Here is a 21198-nt window from a genome sequence, read left to right as displayed (position 1 = left end):
CTGAGGGAGCGTGAACTTCTTCGGGGCACGGTGATGCCAGTAACGACGCACCGTCCGACGACCCAGCTCGTGGGCGGCAAGCAGCAACGCGATGGGAGACTTCGTCGTTCGCACCCACACCGTACGGAAACAACACTACCTACAGTTTAGCTAGCAACGATAAGATTTCTACAGAGCTACTTATGTTGACGGGGGGCTATTCGCAAACGACCCTTCTCTGGTGGCGGCAGTGTATGCCAAGAACGAGCGACACGTTGATTACCAAGATATGCGAATCCTTCGCCTAGGCAATGGTCGAGTTCAAAGCGGTCTCACTGCGGATACTTACGATCGACTTACCGAGGCTGGTGTCGTACCACACCTTCTGGAGATGATGTTTGAATCTCAGGGTACTTGGTCTGAGGCAGTACTCACGACGCTATGCGGTCAGCAGAACCTAGTTCGAGTGAATCCAGTACTCGCCAACTTCGTTGAGCTAGATGATCCAGACGCGGCCGCAACCGAGCTTCCCGCGAGGGCCGAGCGCGAGGCTATACAAGCAATGGCCAAGCTCAAAGATCTCCTCGGCTTGGAAGGTAGTCCTGACGGCGGCATGGACCAACTCTGTGGCGATACCGGACCTGACACCTAGAAATTGACTAGGGGGCGATGCGAAGCAGTGCCATTCGTCCTTAAGGTTTCAACGTGACCCTCGACTAGCCTCGAGGGTCTAATCTTGGTGCGCATTGAGCGCACCGAATCTTACCCGGAGATCTCTCGTCATTCGATGCGTGCAATAAGGTGAGATGCGAGTAAACTACGTGCAGCCCCATCCACCTGAGCATTGGATCGACGACTCTGACAATGGTCGAAGTAACGTGCAGCACGATTGCAAGTGCGATAGAGACGGCGATAACGATCAGTCGCCAATGGGGAGATTCTTGCTCGGACGAAACAAATGACGTTTGGTTTCGAGGTGTGAATGGCCCATGGCCGCTTGTACCCAGCGTCTATTGGAAGAATGTCAACGATGAATACTCAGTTCTTAGTACCTTTGATCAATTAGTAGGAAACTACCTTGAAACTTCGCACTATGACCCGTGGGACTACTACTCACTCGCGAGACATCATGGTCTACCGACAAGATTGCTAGATTGGACCGAGGGGATATCCCAAGCACTCTTTTTCGCATTTGACAAGTGGGATGAGAAAGAAAACCCAGTCGTCTGGATGATCTGCCCTCACGAACTCGCACGAATATCTGGCGGGGACTGCGAGATCATTGTCCCGAATGGCTCGTTCTCCGAAATGTATCTACCTCCGATTACTTCAAAGACTACTAAACAAACGAATGGAAGCACCTTAGATAACAAGCTACCAATACCTATATACCCTCGCCGATCCAATCCAAGAATTCACGGTCAGCAAGGAGTCTTCACGGTTCATGGCACAGAAAGAACATCGATTGATGACATCCTGTCCGCACAAGAGAACTCCGACCAAATAATTGCGAGGATCGAACTCTCGGGGTTCAAATTCAAAGATGTAAGAAGAGATCTCATGTACCTCGGAATGCGACAAGCGGTAATCTACCCAGACGCGGATCATCTCGCCAAAGACGTCATGTATTGGTACGGAATCAAAGAGTAGTAGATTCAAACTGCACGATCTAGAGATTGTGCAATACGGCCCCATTACCGGCCCGTAAATCGGGGGTGCGTGCGCCCCACCAGATCCAGGCACACGGTTACTGCGGATTAATTGCCCGGGATTCAGCGGTCAAGTACGATAAAGGCTCTCCGGGCGGCTAGACGTCCCCGCCTGGGCCCTCTTCACGGAACGGGGGGCCGCCGCCCCGGGGCCACCCTGCCGAGCATCCGATGACCCGACCTCTGACAACCGTGTCGCTCTCGGCGGCGCTGCTGCTGGGCGCGCTTGCGGCGCCGCTGACCGCCGCCAACCAGACCGCCACCACCACGCCCGTCATCGTGGGCGGCGCTCCCTACCAGGTGGACCTGCGGCAGTACGACGCCGAGCGGTCGTTCCCCCGGCCCTCGCTGCACTCGTTTGTCGCCGGCGAGCACTCCGGGCAGTGGGTGGTGATCGGCGGGCTGACCAACGGCATGCACGGCTTTGACATCGACAACGACACCATCCCCGAACGCAAGCAGAACGCGGAGGTGTGGGTTATCGACCCGGTCGCCAAGACCTCCTGGAGTCGGAGCCTTGTCCCGGGCGAGGCCAACAGCGGGCTGACCGATCAGCAGCTGCTGACGCTCTACACGGCGAACGCCCAGTTCGAGCAGGTGGGCGACCGCCTGTACATCACCGGCGGCTTCGGCGACGACAGCCTGGTGGACCCCAGCTCGCGCGACACGTTCGACTACCTCACCGCGGTCGACCTGCCCGGCATCGTCGACTGGGCCAAGGGCGGGACCGGCCAGGCGGCCGACCACATCCGCCAGACGCAAGACGACCTGTTCAAGGTCACCGGCGGCGACATGCTCGAGATCGACGGCCAGATGCACCTGGTGTTCGGCCAGGACTTCAACCAGCCGTACAACGGCAACGCGGTCAACGGCGAGTACACCAAGCAGGTCCGCACCTTCACCATCCAGGACGACGGGACCAACCTCGGGTTCACCGCCGGGCAGTCGTCGACGCCCGAGTCCTACTTCCGCCGCCGCGACCTGAACGTGTTCCCCACGGTCCGGCAGGGGGAGGGACAACTGGAGGAGGGGATCACCGTGCTGTCGGGGGTGTTCACCAGCTCGCGCGGCGCGTGGACCGTGCCGGTCGAGATCGACGCCAGCGGCGTCCCCGCCCAGATCGACTACGGCAACAACCCGCTCAACTCCGACGGCTCGCTCGACGCCGACCCGCGCGTGTTCAAGCAGGCGATGAACAACTACCACTCGGCCAAGCTCGGCATGTTCTCCGAGGCGTCCGGCGCCATGCACGAGGTGCTGATGGGCGGCATCACCCTGCAGGAGTACGACCCCGACAACCCCGCCGCCGACGCGTACGGGTTTGTGACCGACGTGGAGCTGCCCAACACCAGCCAGGTGAGCTCGGTGGTGCGCGGCGCCGACGGCGCCTACCAACAGCACTACCTGGGCGCGTACCCCGAGCTCTACACCGACGAGGAGACCCCGCAGCTGATGCGGTTCGGCTCCAACGCGGAGTTCTTCCTGGCCGACGGCATCGAGACCTACGACAACGGCGTGATCAAACTCGACGCCCTGCCCTTCGGCGAGACCGTCGTCGGCTACGTGTACGGGGGCCTGATCACCAACGCGCCGCACGTGTTCCGCAACCCGGTCGCGCTCTCGTCGGCGAGCGGCGAGATCTTCGAGGTGGCGGTGACCCTGCTCGCCGGCGACTACAACCGCGACGGCCTGGTCGACGCCGCCGACTACACCGTCTGGCGGGATACGCTGGGCCAGCAGGTCACGCCCGGCACCGGCGCCGACGGCTCCGGCGACGGCGACATCACCGCCGCAGACTACGCGGTCTGGCGGAATCAGTTCGGCGCCACGCTGGCCGCGGCCGCGTCGACCACGGCCGCGCCCGAGCCCGCGGCCGTGCTGCTGCTGGGCTGGGCCGCTGTCCTGGGCCGCGGTCGCCGCCGCGGCTAGATCGCTACTCGATCGCCCACAAGATCACCGAGTCCGCGTCCTTGATGTACACCCGCTTGCCCGCGACGACCGGGTAGGCGTACGTGGCGCTGTCGGAGACTTTGTAGCGGGCGAGCTCCTCGTACGCTTCGGCCGTGGGCTTGAACACCACCAGCTCCATGGCCGGGCTGAGCGCGAACATCACGCTGCCGGCGTCCACAACGGAGCCGTAACCGCCCCCGCCGCCGCGGCGGCCCCTCCGCCCACGCCGCCGGCGGCGGTCGCCTTCTTCGGGCTGCTCGCGCTCCTCGGCCTGCTCGGCCGATTCGGCGGTCGGCTTGGCGAGCGGCGCCGTCCAGGCGGTGTCGCCCGACTGGGCGTTGACGCAGAACAGACTGCCGAGGTTCGAGAGCCCGTACAGCATGCCGTCGCGGAGCACGGGCGAGTTGAACTGCAGCGAGTTGTCCGTGTTCTTCCAGACCGGCTCGGCGGTGAGCTCGCCGTTGGCCTTGGTGATCTTCTCGGCCGTGGTGCCGCGGGTCGGCCCGGCGTAGATCACCAACTGCTCGGCGGTGACCGGGGTGGCGGCGTTGTAGCGGCCCTGCTCGTAGGGGATCTCGCGGAGGAGCTCGCCGCTGGCCACGTCGAGCGCCACCATGTTGCGGCTGGTGGGCGCGATCAGTACCTCTTCGCCGTCCACCTGCATCAGCACGGTCGACGCGTAGGACGGGCCGTCGCCGTCCCAGTCCCACTTCTCTTCGCCGGTGGACAGGTCGAGCGCGATGATGCCGCCGTCGTCGCTGCTGCCCACCTGGGCAATACACAACCCATGGGTCACCAGCGGCGAGCTGGAAGTAGCGAAGCGGGGTACCTGGTCCTTGTACTCCGTGTTGCGCCACAGCAGCTCGCCCGACGCGGCGTCCAGGCAGCTCATCACCCCCTCGACGCCCATGATCACCACCTTGCCGTCGGCGATGACCGGCGAGCACCGCGGGCCGGCGAAGCCCGACGCGGGCCCGCCCACGCCCTCGGCCGGGTGGGCGTCCTGCCACAGCTCTTCGCCGTTCTCGGCGTTCAGGCAGCGGAGGATCTCGTCGCCCCCTTCGCGGGCGTACACGTAGAGCTTATCACCCACCAGCGAGGGGGTCGCAACGCCATCACCCACGGGGACGTCCCATCGCTTGGTCAGTTCGGCCGGCCACTCGGCGGGCGCCTCGAATCCAGTCGCCCGGGCGTCGCGGTTGGCGCCCCGCCACTGCGGCCAGTCCTGGGCGAACAGCCCCTCGGGCGTGAGCGTGGCGAGCGATAGCAGAATAACAACGGCCAGGCGTTTCATGACGTCTCCAGGGCGAGCGGGAAGAGGAGGTGGCCCAATAGGCAGGCGCAGGCAGGTTTAAACGCCCCCGCGACCGAAAAGTATCGCCCGAACGGTGAGCCGGCCCGTTCACGGCCCGATTGGCTGCCGGGCGTCCGCGCTCTCGAACCAGCCGTTGAGCAGGAACGACTCGGTCATCTGGTGCAGCGTCGGGTCCCGCATCATCAGCGTGTGCAGCACCGGCAGCACACGGAAATCGGCGGCGCCGGCCAGGCGGGTCTCGTTGACCGACACCACCAAGTCGTCGTCGCCGGGGATCAGCGGGTTTCGTCCGCCGCCCTCGTTGCCGCCGGCCAGGATGCCGAACTCCATCGGGGGCACGGCCAGCGTGGGGGCCAGCTTGTCCCAGCCGCTGTACAGCTCTCGCCCGGAGGGACCGTAGACCTGGCGCGTGACGTCCAGCGGGATCACGGTGCGGGCGATGGCGGGCGGGTGGTTGGGCGGCCCGAGCATCACCATCCGGCCGAGCCGCGGCCGTTCGGCGTCGTCGCCAGATGGCAGGTAGAAGTCGGTGAGCCACCGCCGCACCACCAGGTTGCCGAGGCTGTGGCACACGAAGTCGACCTGCTCGACGCCATCCAGGTTGTCGATCACCTGCTGCAGCCCGCGGGCGTGGTCGCCGACCGTTGCGCGGGTGCTGGGGTACTCCACCGAGATGACGGACCAGGCGTCGTTCTCGCGGAGCCGCTCCTGCAGCTTCTGCATCGCGCCGCGCGAACGCCACAGCCCGTGCAGCAGGACGACCGTCCGGGGACGCACGGCGGGCAGGCCGTCGGCCTCACGGATGCTGGCCAGGCGGTCGCGGCAGTCATCGAACCCTCCGGAAACAACGCGGCGGTCGCGGGGATCCAGCAGCCGCGAGTGGCCGGTGAACACGTTCCGCTGGATTCGCCAATCGTGCAGCACGAGCTGGTCCGCCCAGAACTGCTTGCCGCCGAGGGTTGGAGTCGAGAAGTCCATGGGGGTCGAGTCGAAGGACGCCTGCCGCTCGGCGCGCTGGCGGCCCTCGTCGACTGGCTGGGCCCCGGCCCCGCGGGCGGCGAGGGCGAGGGTCAGCAGCAGGGCGACACGGCGCGCGGCTCCCGGCACGGCGGACTCCGGTCAAGTGGCGGAATGGACGACGCCCCGCCACTTTGGCGTGCTCGCGTTCGGCGCACAAGAGCAGATCCCGCGCAACCGGCCGCCCCAAACGCCAGCAGGGTAGGCGCCGTCGCCTACCCTGCTGCGAGCGTAAGAGAATCGCGGCGTGGGCTAGAACTCGAAGATCAGCTCCGGGCGGCTAGCCACGGGCACCTGCTCCTCGCCGTAGTTCTGCTGGTTGGCCAGCACCCCGTCCTCGCCCCACCAGCGCCACCGGCCGACGAGCTCGCCGTCGTCGTAGCGGCCGATCGCGGACTTCTGGCCGTTGGGGTGCCACCAGACCCACAGGCCCTGCTGCTTGCCGTCGGCGTACTCGCCCTGCACCCGCTTCTGGCCGTTGGCGTGCCAGTGCGTGAAGCGCCCGGTCTTGGCGCCCATGTCGAACTCACCCTCACGCTCCAGCTGGCCGTTCGGATGCCAGTGCCGCGACATGCCGTGCAGCATCTGCTCGCCCTCGTGCTCGTACTCGGCGAAGGTGAGCGACCAGAAGTCGTCGCGGGTCTTGAGCACGGTCTTGGGAGCCAGGTAGGTCTCGACGAACTTTTTGTTGTTGGAACGCTGGTGGTTGGCCTTCTTCTCAACCAGCTGCCGCCCGTCCAGGTAGGTGGCCGTCCGCTGCAGCTCTTCGGCGCCGTTCTTCAGCTCCAGCACGTCGCCCACGGGCACGCCGTGCTTGAAGGTCTCTTGCCGGAGCACCTGCCCGTTGGGCGCCCACGTGATGGCAACGTCGTGGCGTTTGCCATCCTCGATCGAGATCTGCATCACCTTCCGGCTCTCGGCGTCCATGATGATCCAGGGGCCGTCCATCTCGCCGTTGGTGAACGTGGCCTGCGACACGAACGGCGCCTTGAAGCGGTTGAAGGGGTAGCCCTTCACGGTCTGGGTGGTGCTGGCGTCGTGCCACCGCTGCCACGGGCCGACCCGCTTGCCCATGTCGTACCGCCCCTCGGCGGTCACCTTGCCGGTGCGGTCGAACATCCGCCACGAGCCGTGGTTGACGAAGTTCTCTTCGTGGTCGAGGGTCGTCTCGCGCTCGATGTAGACGGTGCCGTCCGCGCGCCGCTCGCGGACCACCTCGATGCGGCCGGGCTTGCTCAGCTCGTTGGTGATCGGGATGGCGTCGAACCCGCCCTCGATCGCCGGCGCGGACGGGCCGGACGGCTCGGCGGTGAGCACCGAGAACTCCGCTGCGGCGCCGGTCGTGAGGGCGAGCGAGCAGAGGCCCGCCGCCGTGCGGGCGACGGCGTCAGAATACACCATGCGAAGGGTCTTCATTTTGGTCATCCTTGAACCGGTTTACGGGCGGCGCCTGCGGGCCGTGAGACGATGTCCTGCGGACTGCTGGGGGCCGTCCGCCGAGGTTCCCCTCCCCCGGTATCGGTGGGCGTTATTCCGATAGTCCCGGCTTTCTCGGCGTTACTAGAGGAACAACCCGCGGAACAAGACCGCACGACCCGGACCGCCCGAACAACCGGCACAACTCGGCCCCGGCCGGGTGGGGCGTGCAACGAGCGGGCCCGCCGCCCGGCCGCCTGTGCTCGAATCGGCCCCCGCAGCCCCCAGCTGATGTCCTGGCGGCGGCGCCCAAGGAAACTTAGCAGTGCCGCGAAGCGTCCCACTCTCCATCCCGCAATCAGGGCCAGATCCCAAGCGCAGGGGGCGGCCCGCGGCTCAACGTTGACTGGCGCCGGCGGGACGGCGGATAATCCAGCTAACAACTCTCCCTTAAGTATTGGCGGACCCTGACGATGCCCTCCTCGCTCCCCTCCCGTTTCCTCGCGCTTACGCTGGTCCTCGTGATGGCTGCGCCGCCCGCGGCGTCCGCGGCCGAAACCATCACCCTCCGCTCCGGCGCCACGCTGCACGGAGTGGCCAGCATGGACGGCGACATCGTGGTGGTCACGATCGGCGAGTCGGAGGTGCGCGTCCCGCTGGAGCTGATCGCGTCGATCGCCACCGCCCCGCCCGCGGCCGCCGCCCACCGCGCAGCGGTTGGCCGGTCGGTCGCCGACCCCGCAGCCCGGGCGACCGAGCTGCTGCTGGTCGCGTTGGAGGGCAAACTGCACGACCCGGGGTCCGGCTCGTCGCTAGGGCTGCTGACCGAGGCCCACCAGCTCTCGCCCGCCGACCCGCGGATCGCCTACTGGTACGCGTCCGAGTTGCTCGACCGCGGTCACGGCCGGGCCGCCAGCGACGTGCTCGAGAAGAGCCGCGAGGCGATCGCCGACGCCTACCCCGCACTCTCGCGCACGCTCTCCGAGCGGGTCGAGCGGCGGCTGTCGTTCGAGGAGCTGCCCGCCGCGCTGGTGGAACGCGTCGACGCGATCAACGCCGCGGCCCCAACCCCGCGGCCCGACGCCGCCCGCGAGACGCCGATGCACGCCTACTTCCGCGTCGTCGATCAGTCGGGCAAGCCGCTCGGTCGGGACGGGTTCCGGGTGTCGGTCAGCGGCAGCGACGAGGTGCTCGAGGAGTTCCCCCACGGCTACTACCTGTTCCGCTACAACCGCGGCTCAGGCAGCCGCCCGTACCCGTGCAAGCTCTCGCTGCAGGGCGCCGACCTGAAGCCGGGTGAGCACGAATTCTTCGCCGACCCCTGGTCGGTGAAGGACGCCGGCACATTCACCGCCGCCCGCTTCACCGCCGAGGACCGCCGCGAGCTGTCGGTCCGCGTCACCGACGCCCAGGGGCGGCCCGTCGCCGGCGCTTCGGTTTCGGCCCGGCGGCTCAACGTCAGCTCCGCCGATTCACAGCAGCAGGTCACCAACGACGACGGCGCCGCGACCCTAAAGGTCTACCCCGGCGCGTACTCGGTCCAAGCAACGGGCTCCGGGTTCCGACCGGGCAACCAGCAGGTGGAGGTAAGCGCCGGCCGCGCGGCCACCGCGACCATCAAGCTGCACCAGGCGATCACCGCGCTGCTCCGCATCGACTGGCGGAACCAGGCCACCGACGACAACCCAGGCGCGGTCTCTGGGCAGGAGGAGGTGGTCCTCGACGAGGGCGCACAACCGCGTGTGCCTCCGCACCTGCAGTGGATCGGCCTGACGCAGGTCGACGACAAGCTGGCGCTGACCGTCGGCAACCGGATGTACGGGTACGGCCGCCCCGGACCGTCACCAACCTGGATCCGGGTCGTCCCGCCCGCCGATGACGCTCCCGACGCGACCCCGGCTGAACGCTACCAGTCGATCGAGCTAGAGGACATCCACTCCTGGCAGGGCAAGGGCCGGCAGCCGAAGTCGCTCTCGCCGCGCGGCTACCCCAACAACGCGTTGGCGAGCTACCAGGTCAGCCCAGGCGACGTGCTGGTCGGCGTGACCGCCTGGCGCGACCCTACCAACGGCCAGTTCTACGAGCGGAGCTTCAAGGCGATCGTCGCGGAGAGCGAGTGACCCGTGGAAACTGATCGCACGCAGCCTTCTGTTTAGCGTCCTGTCCGTAATCTCACCCAGAACTGCCTTCACTGCAGTTGCTGACGACCGACGCGTCGGGACGCGTCCCCGGAACTACCATGAGAGTCGAACACTTCGCCTTTAACGTTGCCGATCCGCCGTCGGTGGCCGCCTGGTACTGCGAGCACCTGGGATTCACGATCAAACGCCGGCTTGAGAAAGCGCAGACCCACTTCCTGCTGGACAGCGCCGGTCAGTCGATGGTTGAAATCTATGACAACCCGCCAGGCGAGTCGCCGGACTACGCGTCCATGAACCCGCTGCAGCTGCACCTGGCGTTTGTTTCTGCCGACCCCAACGCCGACGCCGCCCGGCTGTGCGAGGCCGGCGCGACCGAGGTCGACGACCTCCAGCTCCCCGACGGGTCGCACCTGAAGATGCTCAAGGACCCGTGGGGATTCTCGCTGCAGCTCTGCAAGCGCGGGGAGCCGATGCTGTAACGGACCTCCGACGACTGCCCCGCTGGTCGGCGCCTACAGAAACAGACTCAAGGGGCCGGCAATGAGGGCTAGCATACATAGCTGCGCGTAAAACACGGCGTGGAGGTTGACAGCCGGCTACAATCCGCTGGAGCACCGGCACGCCTCAGCGTCGATCGCACTCAGAAACCACACAGGAACCAGACGATGACTCTTCGCCGCTCCTCGCTTGCAGCCGCTCTCGTCCTGCTGATGACGGCGGTGTCGTCCGCCGACAACTGGCCCCACTGGCGCGGCGAAGGGGGCAACGGGGTCTCGACCACCGCCAGCCCGCCTACCGAGTGGTCGGACACCAAGAACGTGAAGTGGAAGAAGGAGATCCCCGGACGCGGCTCCGGATCGCCCATCATCTGGGAAGACCGCGTGTACGTGGTGACCAGCGTCCCGGCTCAGAGCGGCGGCGGGGCGTTGGACTTTGTCTTGATGTGCCTGGATCGTGAGTCGGGCGACGTGGTCTGGCAACGGACCGCCGCCACGGGCACTCCGCACGAGGGCACGCACAGCACTAATAACTACGCGTCGGCCTCCCCCACGACCGATGGCGAGCACCTGTACGCCCACTTCGGGTCGCAGGGCCTGTTCTGCTTTACGATGGATGGTCATCCGGTGTGGGACCGCGACTTCGGCGACATGCGCACCCGCAACGAGTTCGGCGAGGGCAGCTCGCCCACCCTCGCCGGCGATAAGATCATCGTGCCGTGGGACCACGAGGGGCCCTCGCGGCTGTACGCGCTCAACAAGCTGACCGGAGAGATCATCTGGGAGGTAGAGCGGGACGAGCCCACCAACTGGGCCACGCCACTAGTGGTCGAGCACGACGGCCGCCAACAGGTGGTCATGAACGGCCAGAACTACGCCCGCTCCTACGACCTCGAGACCGGCGAGGAGCTGTGGCGGTGCGACGGCCAGACGCAGCGGCCGGCGGCGTCGGCCGTCGCGATGGGCGACACCGTGTTCGTGACCAGCGGTTTCCGGGGCTCGTTCCTGGGCGCGTTCGAGCTGGACGGCCGGGGGGACATCGAGGGCACGCCCGACGTGCTGTGGACCAAGCAGCGCGACACGCCCGACGTCGCCTCGCCGCTGCTGTCAAACGGCCGGCTCTACTACTACAAGGCCAAGACCGGCATCCTCACCTGCCTGGACGCGGCCACCGGAGAGCCCCACTACGCGTCGCAGCGCACCCGGCTGCGTACGACCTATGCCTCGCCGGTCGCGGCGGGTGGGTTTGTCTACCTCTCCGACCGCGACGGCACGACCATCGTCATCAAGGACGCCGACCAGTTCGAAGTGGTCGCCACCAACAACATCGGCGAGACCATCGACGCCACCCCGGCCCCCGTGGACAACCAGCTCTTCCTCCGCGGGGAGCGTCACCTGTTCTGCATCGAGGAATAGCGACTCAGCACGCCGATTAGTCCGCCGAAGGGGAACCTAGTGAACAGCTCGGGCTAGTCGGACGTACCGTGGGGTAGCCCCCACGGAGAATCCGCTTGGCCTGTTGGCGCCTGCCCCACGAAAGACTGCGTGCCCTGCGACCCAGTCGAAGACTGCTTCGACGCTGCGCACTCGCGTGTGCGGTGCTGATGTTTGGCGCCGCGGCCGCCGCCTGGCACGTCGGCGGGCAACTGCTGCAGCCGCACCAAATCACCATGCGGCCCCCGCCCGAGGACTTTGCGGTCCAGTCGGTCGCGTTCGACAGCGAGTCGGGCGACCGGCTCGCCGGGTGGTTCCACCAGGGCGAGCCGGGACGCGGCGTGGTGGTGCTGGCGCACGGCATCCGCACGCACCGCGGGTCGTCGTTGGCGAGGGCGAGGCTGTTCGGCGAGCACGGGCTCTCGAGCCTGCTGTTCGACCTGCGGTGCCACGGCGAGAGCACCGGCGAGCGGGTCACGCTCGGCTGGCAAGAACGGCACGACATCCGCGCCGCGGTCGACTGGGCCAAGCACCGCTGCACGGGCGAGCCGGTGGCCGTGGTGGGCTACTCGCTGGGCGGAGCAGCCGCCGCCCTGGCGGCGCCGCTTGAGGTGGACGCGGTGGTGCTCGAGGCGGTGTTCCCAACCATCGAGGCAGCGGTCGGCAACCGCACGAGCGGGAAACTGGGGATCGCAGGCCCGCTGGCTAGCTGGGCGCTGCTGGCCCAACTGGAGCCGCGGACCGGCATCGCGCCGTCAGACCTGCGGCCGGTGGACGCGGTCCGGCGGCTCACCTGCCCGGTCATGGTGGTCGGCGGCGGCCGCGACCAGCAGACCACGCCCGCGGATACGCGGCGGATGTTCCAAGCGGCCCCCGAGCCTAAAGAGCTGGTGTGGTTTGACGATCTCGGCCACCGCAACTTCGCCCGCTGGGCGCCGGAGAAGTACCGGCGGGAGGTGGTCTCGTTCGTCACAGACTGCCTAAGCCGGGCTGCGGCGGACCAAGATGCGCGTACGCCCGCGGAGCCCAGCCGGTAACCGTCGCACGCCGTCCATGGCGTTCGCGTCGATGCTGGCCTCAAGACGCCCCGACCTGCTATGCTCGTGCACGGCCAACCCACCCGCAGCAACCACCGGGGGCGCGATGAACGAGCAAGAGCTTGGCAAACTGATGGGGCAGATGCTGGGCGACATCGGCGGGGCATTCAGCATCCCGCTGGTGAGGATTGGCGTGCAGCTCGGCCTGTACGAGCACCTCGCCCGCAGCGGCCCCTCCACGCCTGCGGAGTTGGCGTCGGCCAAAGGCCTGGCGGAGCGCTACGTGCGGGAGTGGCTCTGCTCGCAGGCGGCCGCCAACTACGTCACGTACGACGCGGAAAGTGGCGCGTTCTCGATGAGCGAAGAGCAGGCCGCGGTGCTCGCCGACCCCGAGAGCCCGCACTACCTGGCGCCGTCGTTCGACTCGGCTGCGGCGGCGCTCGACAACCACCCGCTGGTTCAGCAGGCGTTCGCCACCGGCGGCGGCGTCGACTGGGGCGAGCAGTCCGAGTGCCTGGCCTGCGCGGTGGCCAAGTTCTTCCGCCCCGGCTACAAGCACAACCTGGTGCAGCACTGGCTCCCCGCGCTGGACGGCGTTGTCGATCGGCTGGAGGCCGGCGTCGAGGTGGCGGACGTCGGCTGCGGCCACGGCATCTCGACGATGATCATGGCCGAGGCGTTCCCCAACTCGCGGTTTGTGGGGGTCGACTTCCACGGGCCGTCGATCGACGCGGCCCGCCAGCACGCGGCCGACGCAGGGCTGCCCAATCTGAGGTTCGAAACGTCCATGGCGGCAAGCGTCAGCGGCCGGTTCGGCCTTATCACGATGTTCGACTGCCTGCACGACATGGGCGACCCGGTTGGCGCGATGAGAAGCCTGCGGGCCTCCCTGGCCGAGGACGGCGCCTGCATGATCGTGGAGCCGATGGCGGGCGACGCGGTCCAGGACAACTTGAACCCGGTCGGGCGGCTGTTCTACGCGGCGTCGACAATGGTCTGCGTGCCGACCTCGCTGGCCCAGGAGGTGGGGGCCGCGCTCGGGGCCCAGGCGGGCGAGGCAGAGCTGCGCCGGGTGGTGGTGGACGAGGCCGGCTTCTCGTCGCTCCGCCGGGCCGCCGAGACGCCCTTCAACCTGATCCTGGAAACCCGTCCCTAACCTCCGCCGCCCCCCACACCGGGGCCCCGCGATCACGGGTTTCGCTGCCCGCAGGGGGCTGCTAGACTGTGGGGTCTCGAATTCCCCGCCGGCGGGTCCCGTGGCCCGGCCGGCTTGTTTGTCACGTATTCGTGGAGTCAGTCATGGCCAAACCTGGTCGCAAAGTGAAGAAAGCCAACCACGGCAAGCGTCCCGCCTGCAGCCGCCCCCGCAAGGAGCGTCGCCAGAAGGTGAAGACCTAATCGGGCCGCGTGCTTGATCTGGTAGTGTTTCCTCGCGTCTGTACAGCGGAGCCGTCCCGGTGCCCACCAAGGACCTGATTGTCGATCCCGCCACGATCGACTTTGACACAATCAGCGCCGACCTCGAGGCGATCCGGGCGTACAACCCGCAGCGGTTCGAGATGGAGCACCTGACGGCCATCGTCCACGACGACGCCGAATCGGGCCTGGTGATCGCGTACAAGGACACCTCCGACCAGGAGTTCTGGGTACGCGGGCACATGCCCGGCATGCCGCTGATGCCCGGCGTGATCATGTGCGAGGCGGCCGCGCAGGCGTGCAGCTACCTGGCCCGCAGCCAGGGCCTGGTGGGCGAGCGTCCGCTAGGGTTCGGCGGCCTGGACGACGTGCGATTCCGCGGCCCGGTGCGGCCCGGCGACCGGCTGGTGATCGCCGCCCAGCGGGTGAAGTACCGGCCGGGCGCGATGGTCGTGTTCCGCTTCCAGTGCTTCGTTGGGCAGACGCTGGTCTGCGAGGGCCAGATGCGTGGCGTGCCGCTGCCGGTGGTCGACTAGCCCCACCGCCCGCGTTCTTCTTTCGTTTTCCCTGCTGAGACATCATGGGACGCCGCGCGCTGAAGCGAATCGACAAGAACCTCGACTACGCTTGGCACCTGCTGGAGTTTGAGCAGCTGCCGGAGCAGTGCACCTCGCAGACGCTGTTCGGCAACGACGCCCCGCTGGAATTCGAGATCGGCAGCGGCAAGGGCCTGTTCATGCGGTCCGCGTCCGGCGCCCGCCCCGAGCACAACTTCCTGGGGGTGGAGATCTCGTTCAGCTACGCGCGGCATTCAGCGGCGCGGCTCGCCCAGTGCGAGCGGACCAACGCCCGCATGCTCGCTGGGTGCGGCCAGCGGCTGCTCCGCGAGTACGTGCCGGACGACTCGCTCGAGGCGGTCCACGTCTACTTCCCCGATCCGTGGTGGAAGAAGCGGCACCACAAGCGGCGCGTGCTCAACGAGGCGTTCCTGCTGCAGGCGGTCCGCACCCTCCGGCCCGGGGGACGCGTGCACTTCTGGACCGACGTCCAGGAGTACTACGACGCTACACTGGAGCTAATCGCCGAAAAGACGCCCCTGGAGGGCCCGTTCGACGTCCCCCCCACGCCCGCCGAGCACGACCTGGACTACCGCACGCACTTCGAGCGTCGCACCCGTCTGGCGGACAAGCCGGTCTATCGGGCGGAGTTTGCAAAGCCGGAACCGACCGGCCGGGGCTGAGGCCCGGTCGGAGTTCGGCGATCGTGGCACGAGCCTCTGCGGCTTCCCACCTGCTCGCCCCGTAGCGGTTTAGGGCATACACTACAGTAGCCGCTGCGGCCGACCGAAACCGCGTCCCCTCCCCTGCCCCCATGTCCGTCCCGCCAGTCGACACCACCGAAGCCGCGGGCCTCGCGGCGCAGCTGTCCGAGGAGCGGCGGCGGAGGTTGGTGGCCGAGGCGCAGTTGGACCGGCGGTATGAGCGGCTCAACGACGACGCCGCGAACGACTACTTCATCTACGCCGCGGACAACAACAGCCTGCTGACGTACGTCAGCCCCTCGGTCAAGCGGGTGCTCGGCTACGAGCCGACCGAGATGATCGGCCGCGACTGGCGCGACTTCGTCGACCAGCAGGCTTCGACCTTCTCAATGGCCGAGGCGAACGAGCAGGAGCTGCTCGACGGCGCCGACTCGCCCAACAAGCTGATCGCGCTGCGACGCTGCGACGGCGCGAGCCTGCTGACCGAGGTGTCGCCACGAACGCTGTTCTCGGCCGCGGGCGACGTGGTCGGGCACGAGGGCGTGTGCCGCGTGGCGGCGAGCTACGGGGACGCCGAAGCCAAGCTGCGGGCGGCGAGCGACGAACTTGAGGTGCGGGTCCGGCGGCGTACCGCCGAGCTGGAGTACCGCATCCAGTTCGAGAAGACACTGGTGTCGCTCAACACCGACTTCATCCGCCTGGCCGACGACGACATCGACCAGGCGCTCGACGAATCTTTGCGCAGGGTGGGAGAGTTCACCGGGGTCGACCGCTGCTCGCTGAGCCTGTTCGACGAGCAGGCGCCGACCGGCGAGCTGAAGCACGAGTGGAACGGCCCGGGCCGTGTCCCGCCTCAGGTGGACGCGGGCGGCCCCCCGCCGGACCTGTTCGAGTGGGAACGCGGCGAGCTGGCCCGCGGCCAGGCGTTTATCCTGGACGACGTCGCCCAGGCGCCCAAGCAGGCCAATGGCCTGCGGACGATGTACCAAGCCCACGACGTCCGCTCCGCGCTGCACTACCCGGTGCTGCTGGGCGACAAGCTGATCGGCATCATCTCCTGCACGACCATCGGCCGGTCCTTCCGCTGGCAGCAGGAGCACCTCGACCTGGTGCGGGTGCTGGCCGAGGTCGTGGCGAACACGCTGGAACGGCTGGACTCGCAGCAGAAGCTGGCCGCCAGCGAACGACGGCTGCAGGAGATCGTCCGCGACCAGACCGAGATGATTGTCCGCTGGACGCCCGAGGGGGGCCACCTGTTCGTTAACGACGCGGTGTGCCGGTTCCTGGGCAAGCCGGCCGAGCAGATCCTTGGCACCAGTGTGCTGGACAACGTGCACCGCGAAGACCAGCCGCAGGTGCGACTGAAGATCGCCGGGCTCACCCCCGAGGCGCCGCTGGCCGTGGACGAGCACCGCGTCGTGAGGGCGGACGGGTCCCTGGCGTGGTACCAGTGGGTGGACCGGGCGCTCTTCAACGATCAGGGTGAGGCGGTCGAGTACCAGTCGGTCGGCCGCGACATCACCAGCCTCAAACGCACCCAAGAGGAACTGGAAAGGCGGCTGCGGTACGAGGAGCTGGTCCTCGGGATCAGCACCCGGCTGATCAACCCTTTGCCCGAGCAACGCGAGCAGACCCTCTCCGGCGTGCTGCAGGAGCTCGCCGAGTTCACGCGTGTCGACCGCTGCTTCCTGTACCTGATGACCCCGTCCAGCAACGAGGCTCGGCTGCGGATCTACTGGTCGTCGCCGCACGCGCCGCCGGTCGCCGACGGGGTCAAGGTCCTCCCGATGGACGAGTTCCCCTGGTCGGCCGCCGACATGAAAGCGGGCCGGCCGTTCCACCTGCCGAGCCTCGACCACCTGCCGCCGGAGAACGAACAGCTGCGGCAGACGCTGGAGGAGATGAACACCAAGTCGGTGGTCAACGTGCCGATGCTGTCGGGCGACGAGGTCGTAGGGTTCCTGGGCTCGGCGACCCACCGCGACGAGCGCTGCTGGACCGACGACGAGATCGCGCTGCTCCGCCTGGTCGGCGAGATCCTGGTCAGCACCATGGACCGTGACAAGGCCGAACGGGAACTGGAGGAGAGCCGCGAGCTGCTCCGCCTGACCATCGAGGGCGTCGAGGAGGGCGTGTACGACTGGGACATCGCGTCCGGCCAGGTGGTGGTCAGCGACCACTGGCTCCGCACCATCGGCCTGCCACCCGGCGAGAACTCGCGCAGCGAGGACGACTGGCGGGACCGCATCCACCCCGACGACTGGGACCAGGCGGAACGCGCCCTGCAGCGGCACTTCGCCGGCAAGACCCCCGTCTACGAGGCCGAGTACCGCCTGCGCCACTCCGACGGGCAGTACCGCTGGAATCTGAACCGCGGCCGCGTGATCCAACGCAACGAGGCGGGCCGCCCGCTGCGGATGGTCGGCGTCGACCGCGACATCACCGAGATGATCGACGCCCGGGACAAGCGCCGCGAGCTGGAGTCGCAGCTCGCCCACCTGGGACGCGTCGCGACCATGGGCGAGACGGTCGCCGGGATCGCCCACGAGGTGAACCAGCCGCTGCACGCCGCCGCCACATTCAACGCGGCCGCGCGCAGCGCGCTGCGGTCGGGCAAGACCGAGAAGGCCGAGAACCTGTACCAGAAGTCGTCGGAGCAGATCTCCCGCGCGGGCGACATCATCCGCCACATGCGCGAGTACACGCGTCCCCGGCCAACCGACATCTCGTTCGTCGACGTCAACCAGCTGCTCAGAAGGTCGGCGGAGTTCGTGATGGGCTACAACAACCGGACCCGCGCGTCGGTGCTGTTCGACCTGACCGAGGGGCTGCCCCGCGTGCAGGGCGACGCGGTGCAGCTGCAGCAGGTGGCGGTCAACCTGATCCAGAACGGCGTCGACGCGATCCGCGAGTCCGACACGGACGAGGGCGAGATCCGCATCAGCACGCTGCCCGGCGAGCGGTCCGTGACCATCCGCTTCACCGACAACGGCCGGGGCGCCGACGTCAAGGACCCGGACGAGCTGTTCGACGCGTTCTTCTCGACCAAGCCGAACGGCATGGGCATCGGGCTGGCGCTCTGCCGACGCATCGTCGAGACCCACAACGGCGCCATCTCCGCAAAACACAACGAGTCGGGCGGGATGACCTTCACCATCCAAATCCCGGTAGCCGAGGGCACGGACTGATGACGCACATCGAATCGGTTTTCGTCGTCGATGACGACGAGGCGATCCGCGAGGCGGTCGCCTCGCTGGTGGGCGAGATGGGCGTCCGCTGCGAGGTGTTCGGCTCCGCCGAGGAGTTCCTCGAGAAGTACGACGGCGCCCGGCCCGCCTGCCTGGTGACCGACGTCCGCATGCTGCGGATGAGCGGCCTGGAGCTGCAGGAGGAGCTGCAGAGCCGCGGGCACAACATCGCCACAGTCGTGCTGACCGCCTACGCGGAGACGCCCGTCACCGTGCGGGCCATCAAGAACGGCGCCGTGACGCTGCTCGAGAAGCCGTGCCGGAACCTCGAGCTGTGGGACGCCATCCGCAACGCCCTGGCACAGGACCACCAGCTCTACGAGCGCGACCGCCAGCGGGCGGAGGTGGCGGAGCGGCTCGACAGCCTGACCCCGTCGGAGAAGCGGGTGATGGACCTGGTGGTGGCGGGCAAGCCCAACAAGGCGATCGCCAACGAGCTCGACATGAGCGTGCGGACGGTCGAGGTCCGGCGGCAGTCGATCTTCGCCAAGGTGGGCGCCGGCTCGGTTGCGGAACTCGTGCGGATCGCGGTGGAATCGCGGCCCGACGAGTAGCCCTCGCAGGCCGCTAGCGGCGGCCCCCAGCGGGCCGCGGCGGGGATGTGGGCGCCCACATTTGCCCCCAGGGAATCCGCGGCAAGTTGCACCGATTGCAATCTCTCCCCTGCCTGCGTCCCGCCGTAGTATGTCTGTAGACCCCTGCTAGGCCGCTCCCTGCGGCCCCCAGGCGGGGTCGGGCCCGCCGCGCGACCTCACGCACGGCAGGCGGGCCGATACAGATCACGTGACTCAGGGCGCCGGCTGACGGGACCAGCAGGCAGCGCCCCCACACAAAGGGCCTCCCCCCATGCTTGCTACCGACCAGGGACCGATCTCCGACGAGCGTAAGACCGTGTTTGTCATCGAGGACGACGCCGCCGCCCGCAGCGCCGTCTGCGAGATGCTCGAGCCCAAGGGGCTCCGCGTCGAGGCGTACGAGTCCGCCGAGGACTTCCTCGCCAACGGCCAGCCCAACGGCCCGAGCTGCCTGCTGCTCGACGACCGCCTGCCCGGCATGCGCGGCAGCGAGCTGCTGCGTCAGCTCTCCAACAACGGCGTGCACACCCCGGCCGTGCTCGTGACCGGCTACGCCACGACCTCCGTGACCGTCGACGCGATGCGCAACGGCGCCGTGTCGGTGCTGGACAAGCCCTGCTCCGACATGGCCCTGGAAGAGGCCGTCGGCGTCGCGCTGGAGGCCGACGTCCGCCGCCGGCGCGTCGAGGAGCCCGCGCGGGTCGCCAAGGAGCGTCTGTCGCAGCTCAACGACTCCGAGATGCAGGTGCTCCGCATGGTGCTCGACGGCGTGCCCAACAAGCAGATCGCCAACCGTATGGGCGTGTGCGTCCGCACGGTCGAGTCTCGCCGCAGCAAGATCTACGGCGCCGCCAAGGTGAACTCGGTCGCCGAGCTGGTCCGCATGTGCGTCGCGGCCGGCATTGTCGACTAGCGGATGCTCTGGCAAGGGTCGTAGTTCCCACCACAAGTGGGCAACCACATGGCGCGCCGCCCAGGGCGTTCCGATACCGAGAAGACCCTTGGAAGAGCAGCGGCGGGAGAGCAGTGGAGACTCCTGGGCAGGAAGCCCCAGTGTCAACCCGGGGGCTTGCGCTCCACTGCCTCCCCGCCCTTTTCATGCTGCCCGTCGCCGTAACCTCTTTGCAGCAAGTCGATTGCGGCGCGTTCACAGAGCCGTAGCACGGGGCGTATCGACACCCCAATCCGGCCCACCTAAAATGGGGCGACACCTCACTCAGGCCCCTATCGGCCTTGCCCGTATTGTCGCCGCCCCGACCACCCAGCACGCATAGCGGGTCCCTGAGCCCCAGGCGCCCCGGGCGGACGACCCCTCCCCCCAGCGAACCCCCAGGAAGCTCTGCGTGCCCACCGCGGTTGATAGCTTGAAGTTGATGCCCACGCCCGCCGGCCCCATCGCCGTACCCACCCTGTCGCAGACCTCGGTGCGCAGCACCGCGGCGGCGGTCTCGGCGTTGGTCATGGCCGAGCAGTACGGCGACTCGTCGCTCGCGGCCGCCCAGGCCGAGATGCTCGACGTCGCGTACCGGGGCGACCTCAGCGAGCTGATGCTGGCCGGCATGCGCGGCCTGGCGGACTGCCAGAACGCCGACGGCGGCTGGGGCCAGTCGCCCGGCATGCCGTCGGACCTGACGTCGTCGCTGCTGGCGCTGTCGGCCTTCCGGCTGACCTGCGTGCCCGCCCGCTGCGCCGACCTGGAGCCCCGCCTGGAGCACTACGTGCGGTCTCAGGGCGGCGCGGCGGCGCTCAAGCGGACCGTGGCCGACCGCTCGCTGCTCCTGGGCGTGCTGACCAACGCGGCCGCGGCCGGCGTGGTCGGCTGGCGCCAGACGCCGGTGGTGCGGTTCGAACGCGCCGCGGCCCCCACCTGGGCCCGCTCCATGCTCAGCAGCCCCCAGTTCGACAGCACCAACCCCGTCATGCTGGCCGGCGGCCTGGCCCGCTTCCGCCAGTGGCGTCCCAAGAACCCCGTGCTCCGCTGGCTCCGCGGCGCGTCGGTCGACTCCTGCCTGCAGCTCGTCGCCGCGCAGCAGTCCGACAACGGCTGCTTCCGCGCCAACGTCCTCTCCACCAGCTTTGTGGTGATCGCCCTGGCGAGCGCCGGCAAGGCTTCGCACTCGATCGTACGCCGGGCCGTGGCCTGCCTGCTCACCAACGTCAGCGCCGACGCCGACTGGCGGTGCGACTGCCTGCAGGAATAGCC

The 21198-nt window shown here is 67.9% G+C and carries 17 protein-coding genes; 14 read left to right on the top strand and 3 right to left on the bottom strand.

Annotation, left to right across the window (positions count from 1 at the left end):
- The first annotated feature begins 843 nt into the window (after positions 1 to 843).
- Together KOR34_RS24950 and KOR34_RS24945 are read left to right on the top strand one after the other, a co-directional pair.
- Positions 844 to 1629, top strand: coding sequence for an FRG domain-containing protein (locus KOR34_RS24950; RefSeq protein ID WP_146568857.1), 786 nt, complete (start codon positions 844 to 846; stop codon positions 1627 to 1629).
- Between the two features lie 230 nt (positions 1630 to 1859).
- Positions 1860 to 3617 carry a dockerin type I domain-containing protein gene (locus KOR34_RS24945; protein ID WP_146568856.1) on the top strand — a complete coding sequence of 586 codons (1758 nt, stop codon included), beginning with the start codon at positions 1860 to 1862 and terminating at the stop codon, positions 3615 to 3617.
- Between the two features lie 4 nt (positions 3618 to 3621).
- Here the strand turns inward: KOR34_RS24945 and KOR34_RS24940 are convergent, their stop codons facing one another.
- From KOR34_RS24940 to KOR34_RS24930, 3 genes are all read right to left on the bottom strand, one after another.
- Positions 3622 to 4932: a PQQ-binding-like beta-propeller repeat protein gene (locus tag KOR34_RS24940; protein ID WP_146568855.1), complete on the bottom strand. Its 1311-nt coding sequence runs from the start codon at positions 4930 to 4932 to the stop codon at positions 3622 to 3624.
- 108 nt (positions 4933 to 5040) lie between these two features.
- Positions 5041 to 6060, bottom strand: a complete 1020-nt coding sequence (locus KOR34_RS24935) for an esterase/lipase family protein (RefSeq protein ID WP_146568854.1) — start codon at positions 6058 to 6060, stop codon at positions 5041 to 5043.
- A 162-nt stretch (positions 6061 to 6222) separates the two neighbouring features.
- Entirely contained in the window at positions 6223 to 7386 is a 1164-nt protein-coding gene (locus KOR34_RS24930) for a toxin-antitoxin system YwqK family antitoxin (RefSeq protein ID WP_197531725.1), read from the bottom strand.
- A 473-nt stretch (positions 7387 to 7859) separates the two neighbouring features.
- Here KOR34_RS24930 and KOR34_RS24925 point away from each other — a divergent pair, with 473 nt between their 5' ends.
- The 12 genes from KOR34_RS24925 (at position 7860) to KOR34_RS24875 (ending at position 21196) form a co-directional block, all read left to right on the top strand.
- Entirely contained in the window at positions 7860 to 9506 is a 1647-nt protein-coding gene (locus KOR34_RS24925) for a carboxypeptidase-like regulatory domain-containing protein (protein ID WP_146568852.1), read from the top strand.
- Positions 9507 to 9625: 119 nt separating this feature from the next.
- The gene (locus KOR34_RS24920; RefSeq protein ID WP_146568851.1) at positions 9626 to 10006 is read left to right on the top strand and encodes a VOC family protein; all 381 of its coding nucleotides are present in this window, start codon (positions 9626 to 9628) and stop codon (positions 10004 to 10006) included.
- A gap of 186 nt (positions 10007 to 10192) precedes the next feature.
- Positions 10193 to 11440 carry an outer membrane protein assembly factor BamB family protein gene (locus KOR34_RS24915; RefSeq protein ID WP_146568850.1) on the top strand — a complete coding sequence of 416 codons (1248 nt, stop codon included), beginning with the start codon at positions 10193 to 10195 and terminating at the stop codon, positions 11438 to 11440.
- A gap of 188 nt (positions 11441 to 11628) precedes the next feature.
- Positions 11629 to 12495 carry an alpha/beta hydrolase gene (locus KOR34_RS24910; protein WP_197531724.1) on the top strand — a complete coding sequence of 289 codons (867 nt, stop codon included), beginning with the start codon at positions 11629 to 11631 and terminating at the stop codon, positions 12493 to 12495.
- Between the two features lie 106 nt (positions 12496 to 12601).
- The gene (locus tag KOR34_RS24905) at positions 12602 to 13651 is read left to right on the top strand and encodes a class I SAM-dependent methyltransferase (RefSeq protein ID WP_146568848.1); all 1050 of its coding nucleotides are present in this window, start codon (positions 12602 to 12604) and stop codon (positions 13649 to 13651) included.
- Positions 13652 to 13794: 143 nt separating this feature from the next.
- Positions 13795 to 13893 (top strand): 50S ribosomal protein bL37, encoded by a 99-nt coding sequence (locus KOR34_RS27610; RefSeq protein ID WP_369299136.1) that lies wholly within the window; start codon positions 13795 to 13797, stop codon positions 13891 to 13893.
- A 59-nt stretch (positions 13894 to 13952) separates the two neighbouring features.
- Positions 13953 to 14447, top strand: coding sequence for a 3-hydroxyacyl-ACP dehydratase FabZ family protein (locus KOR34_RS24900; protein WP_146568847.1), 495 nt, complete (start codon positions 13953 to 13955; stop codon positions 14445 to 14447).
- A 44-nt stretch (positions 14448 to 14491) separates the two neighbouring features.
- The gene (trmB, locus tag KOR34_RS24895; RefSeq protein ID WP_146568846.1) at positions 14492 to 15151 is read left to right on the top strand and encodes a tRNA (guanosine(46)-N7)-methyltransferase TrmB; all 660 of its coding nucleotides are present in this window, start codon (positions 14492 to 14494) and stop codon (positions 15149 to 15151) included.
- 131 nt (positions 15152 to 15282) lie between these two features.
- On the top strand, positions 15283 to 18360 hold the full coding sequence (locus tag KOR34_RS24890; protein WP_146568845.1) for a PAS domain-containing protein: 3078 nt from the start codon (positions 15283 to 15285) through the stop codon (positions 18358 to 18360).
- Positions 18360 to 18974: a response regulator transcription factor gene (locus tag KOR34_RS24885; RefSeq protein ID WP_146568844.1), complete on the top strand. Its 615-nt coding sequence runs from the start codon at positions 18360 to 18362 to the stop codon at positions 18972 to 18974. The genes KOR34_RS24890 and KOR34_RS24885 overlap by 1 nt, the downstream gene beginning before the upstream one ends.
- Positions 18975 to 19266: 292 nt before the next feature.
- Positions 19267 to 19908 carry a response regulator transcription factor gene (locus KOR34_RS24880; protein WP_146568843.1) on the top strand — a complete coding sequence of 214 codons (642 nt, stop codon included), beginning with the start codon at positions 19267 to 19269 and terminating at the stop codon, positions 19906 to 19908.
- A 430-nt stretch (positions 19909 to 20338) separates the two neighbouring features.
- Entirely contained in the window at positions 20339 to 21196 is an 858-nt protein-coding gene (locus tag KOR34_RS24875) for a prenyltransferase/squalene oxidase repeat-containing protein (protein ID WP_197531723.1), read from the top strand.
- Positions 21197 to 21198: the final 2 nt, after the last annotated feature.

Source organism: Posidoniimonas corsicana, from assembly GCF_007859765.1.
Taxonomy (GTDB): domain Bacteria; phylum Planctomycetota; class Planctomycetia; order Pirellulales; family Lacipirellulaceae; genus Posidoniimonas; species Posidoniimonas corsicana.
Note: the sequence above shows the minus strand (reverse complement) of the source record. Positions and strands in the feature narration are given on the sequence as shown.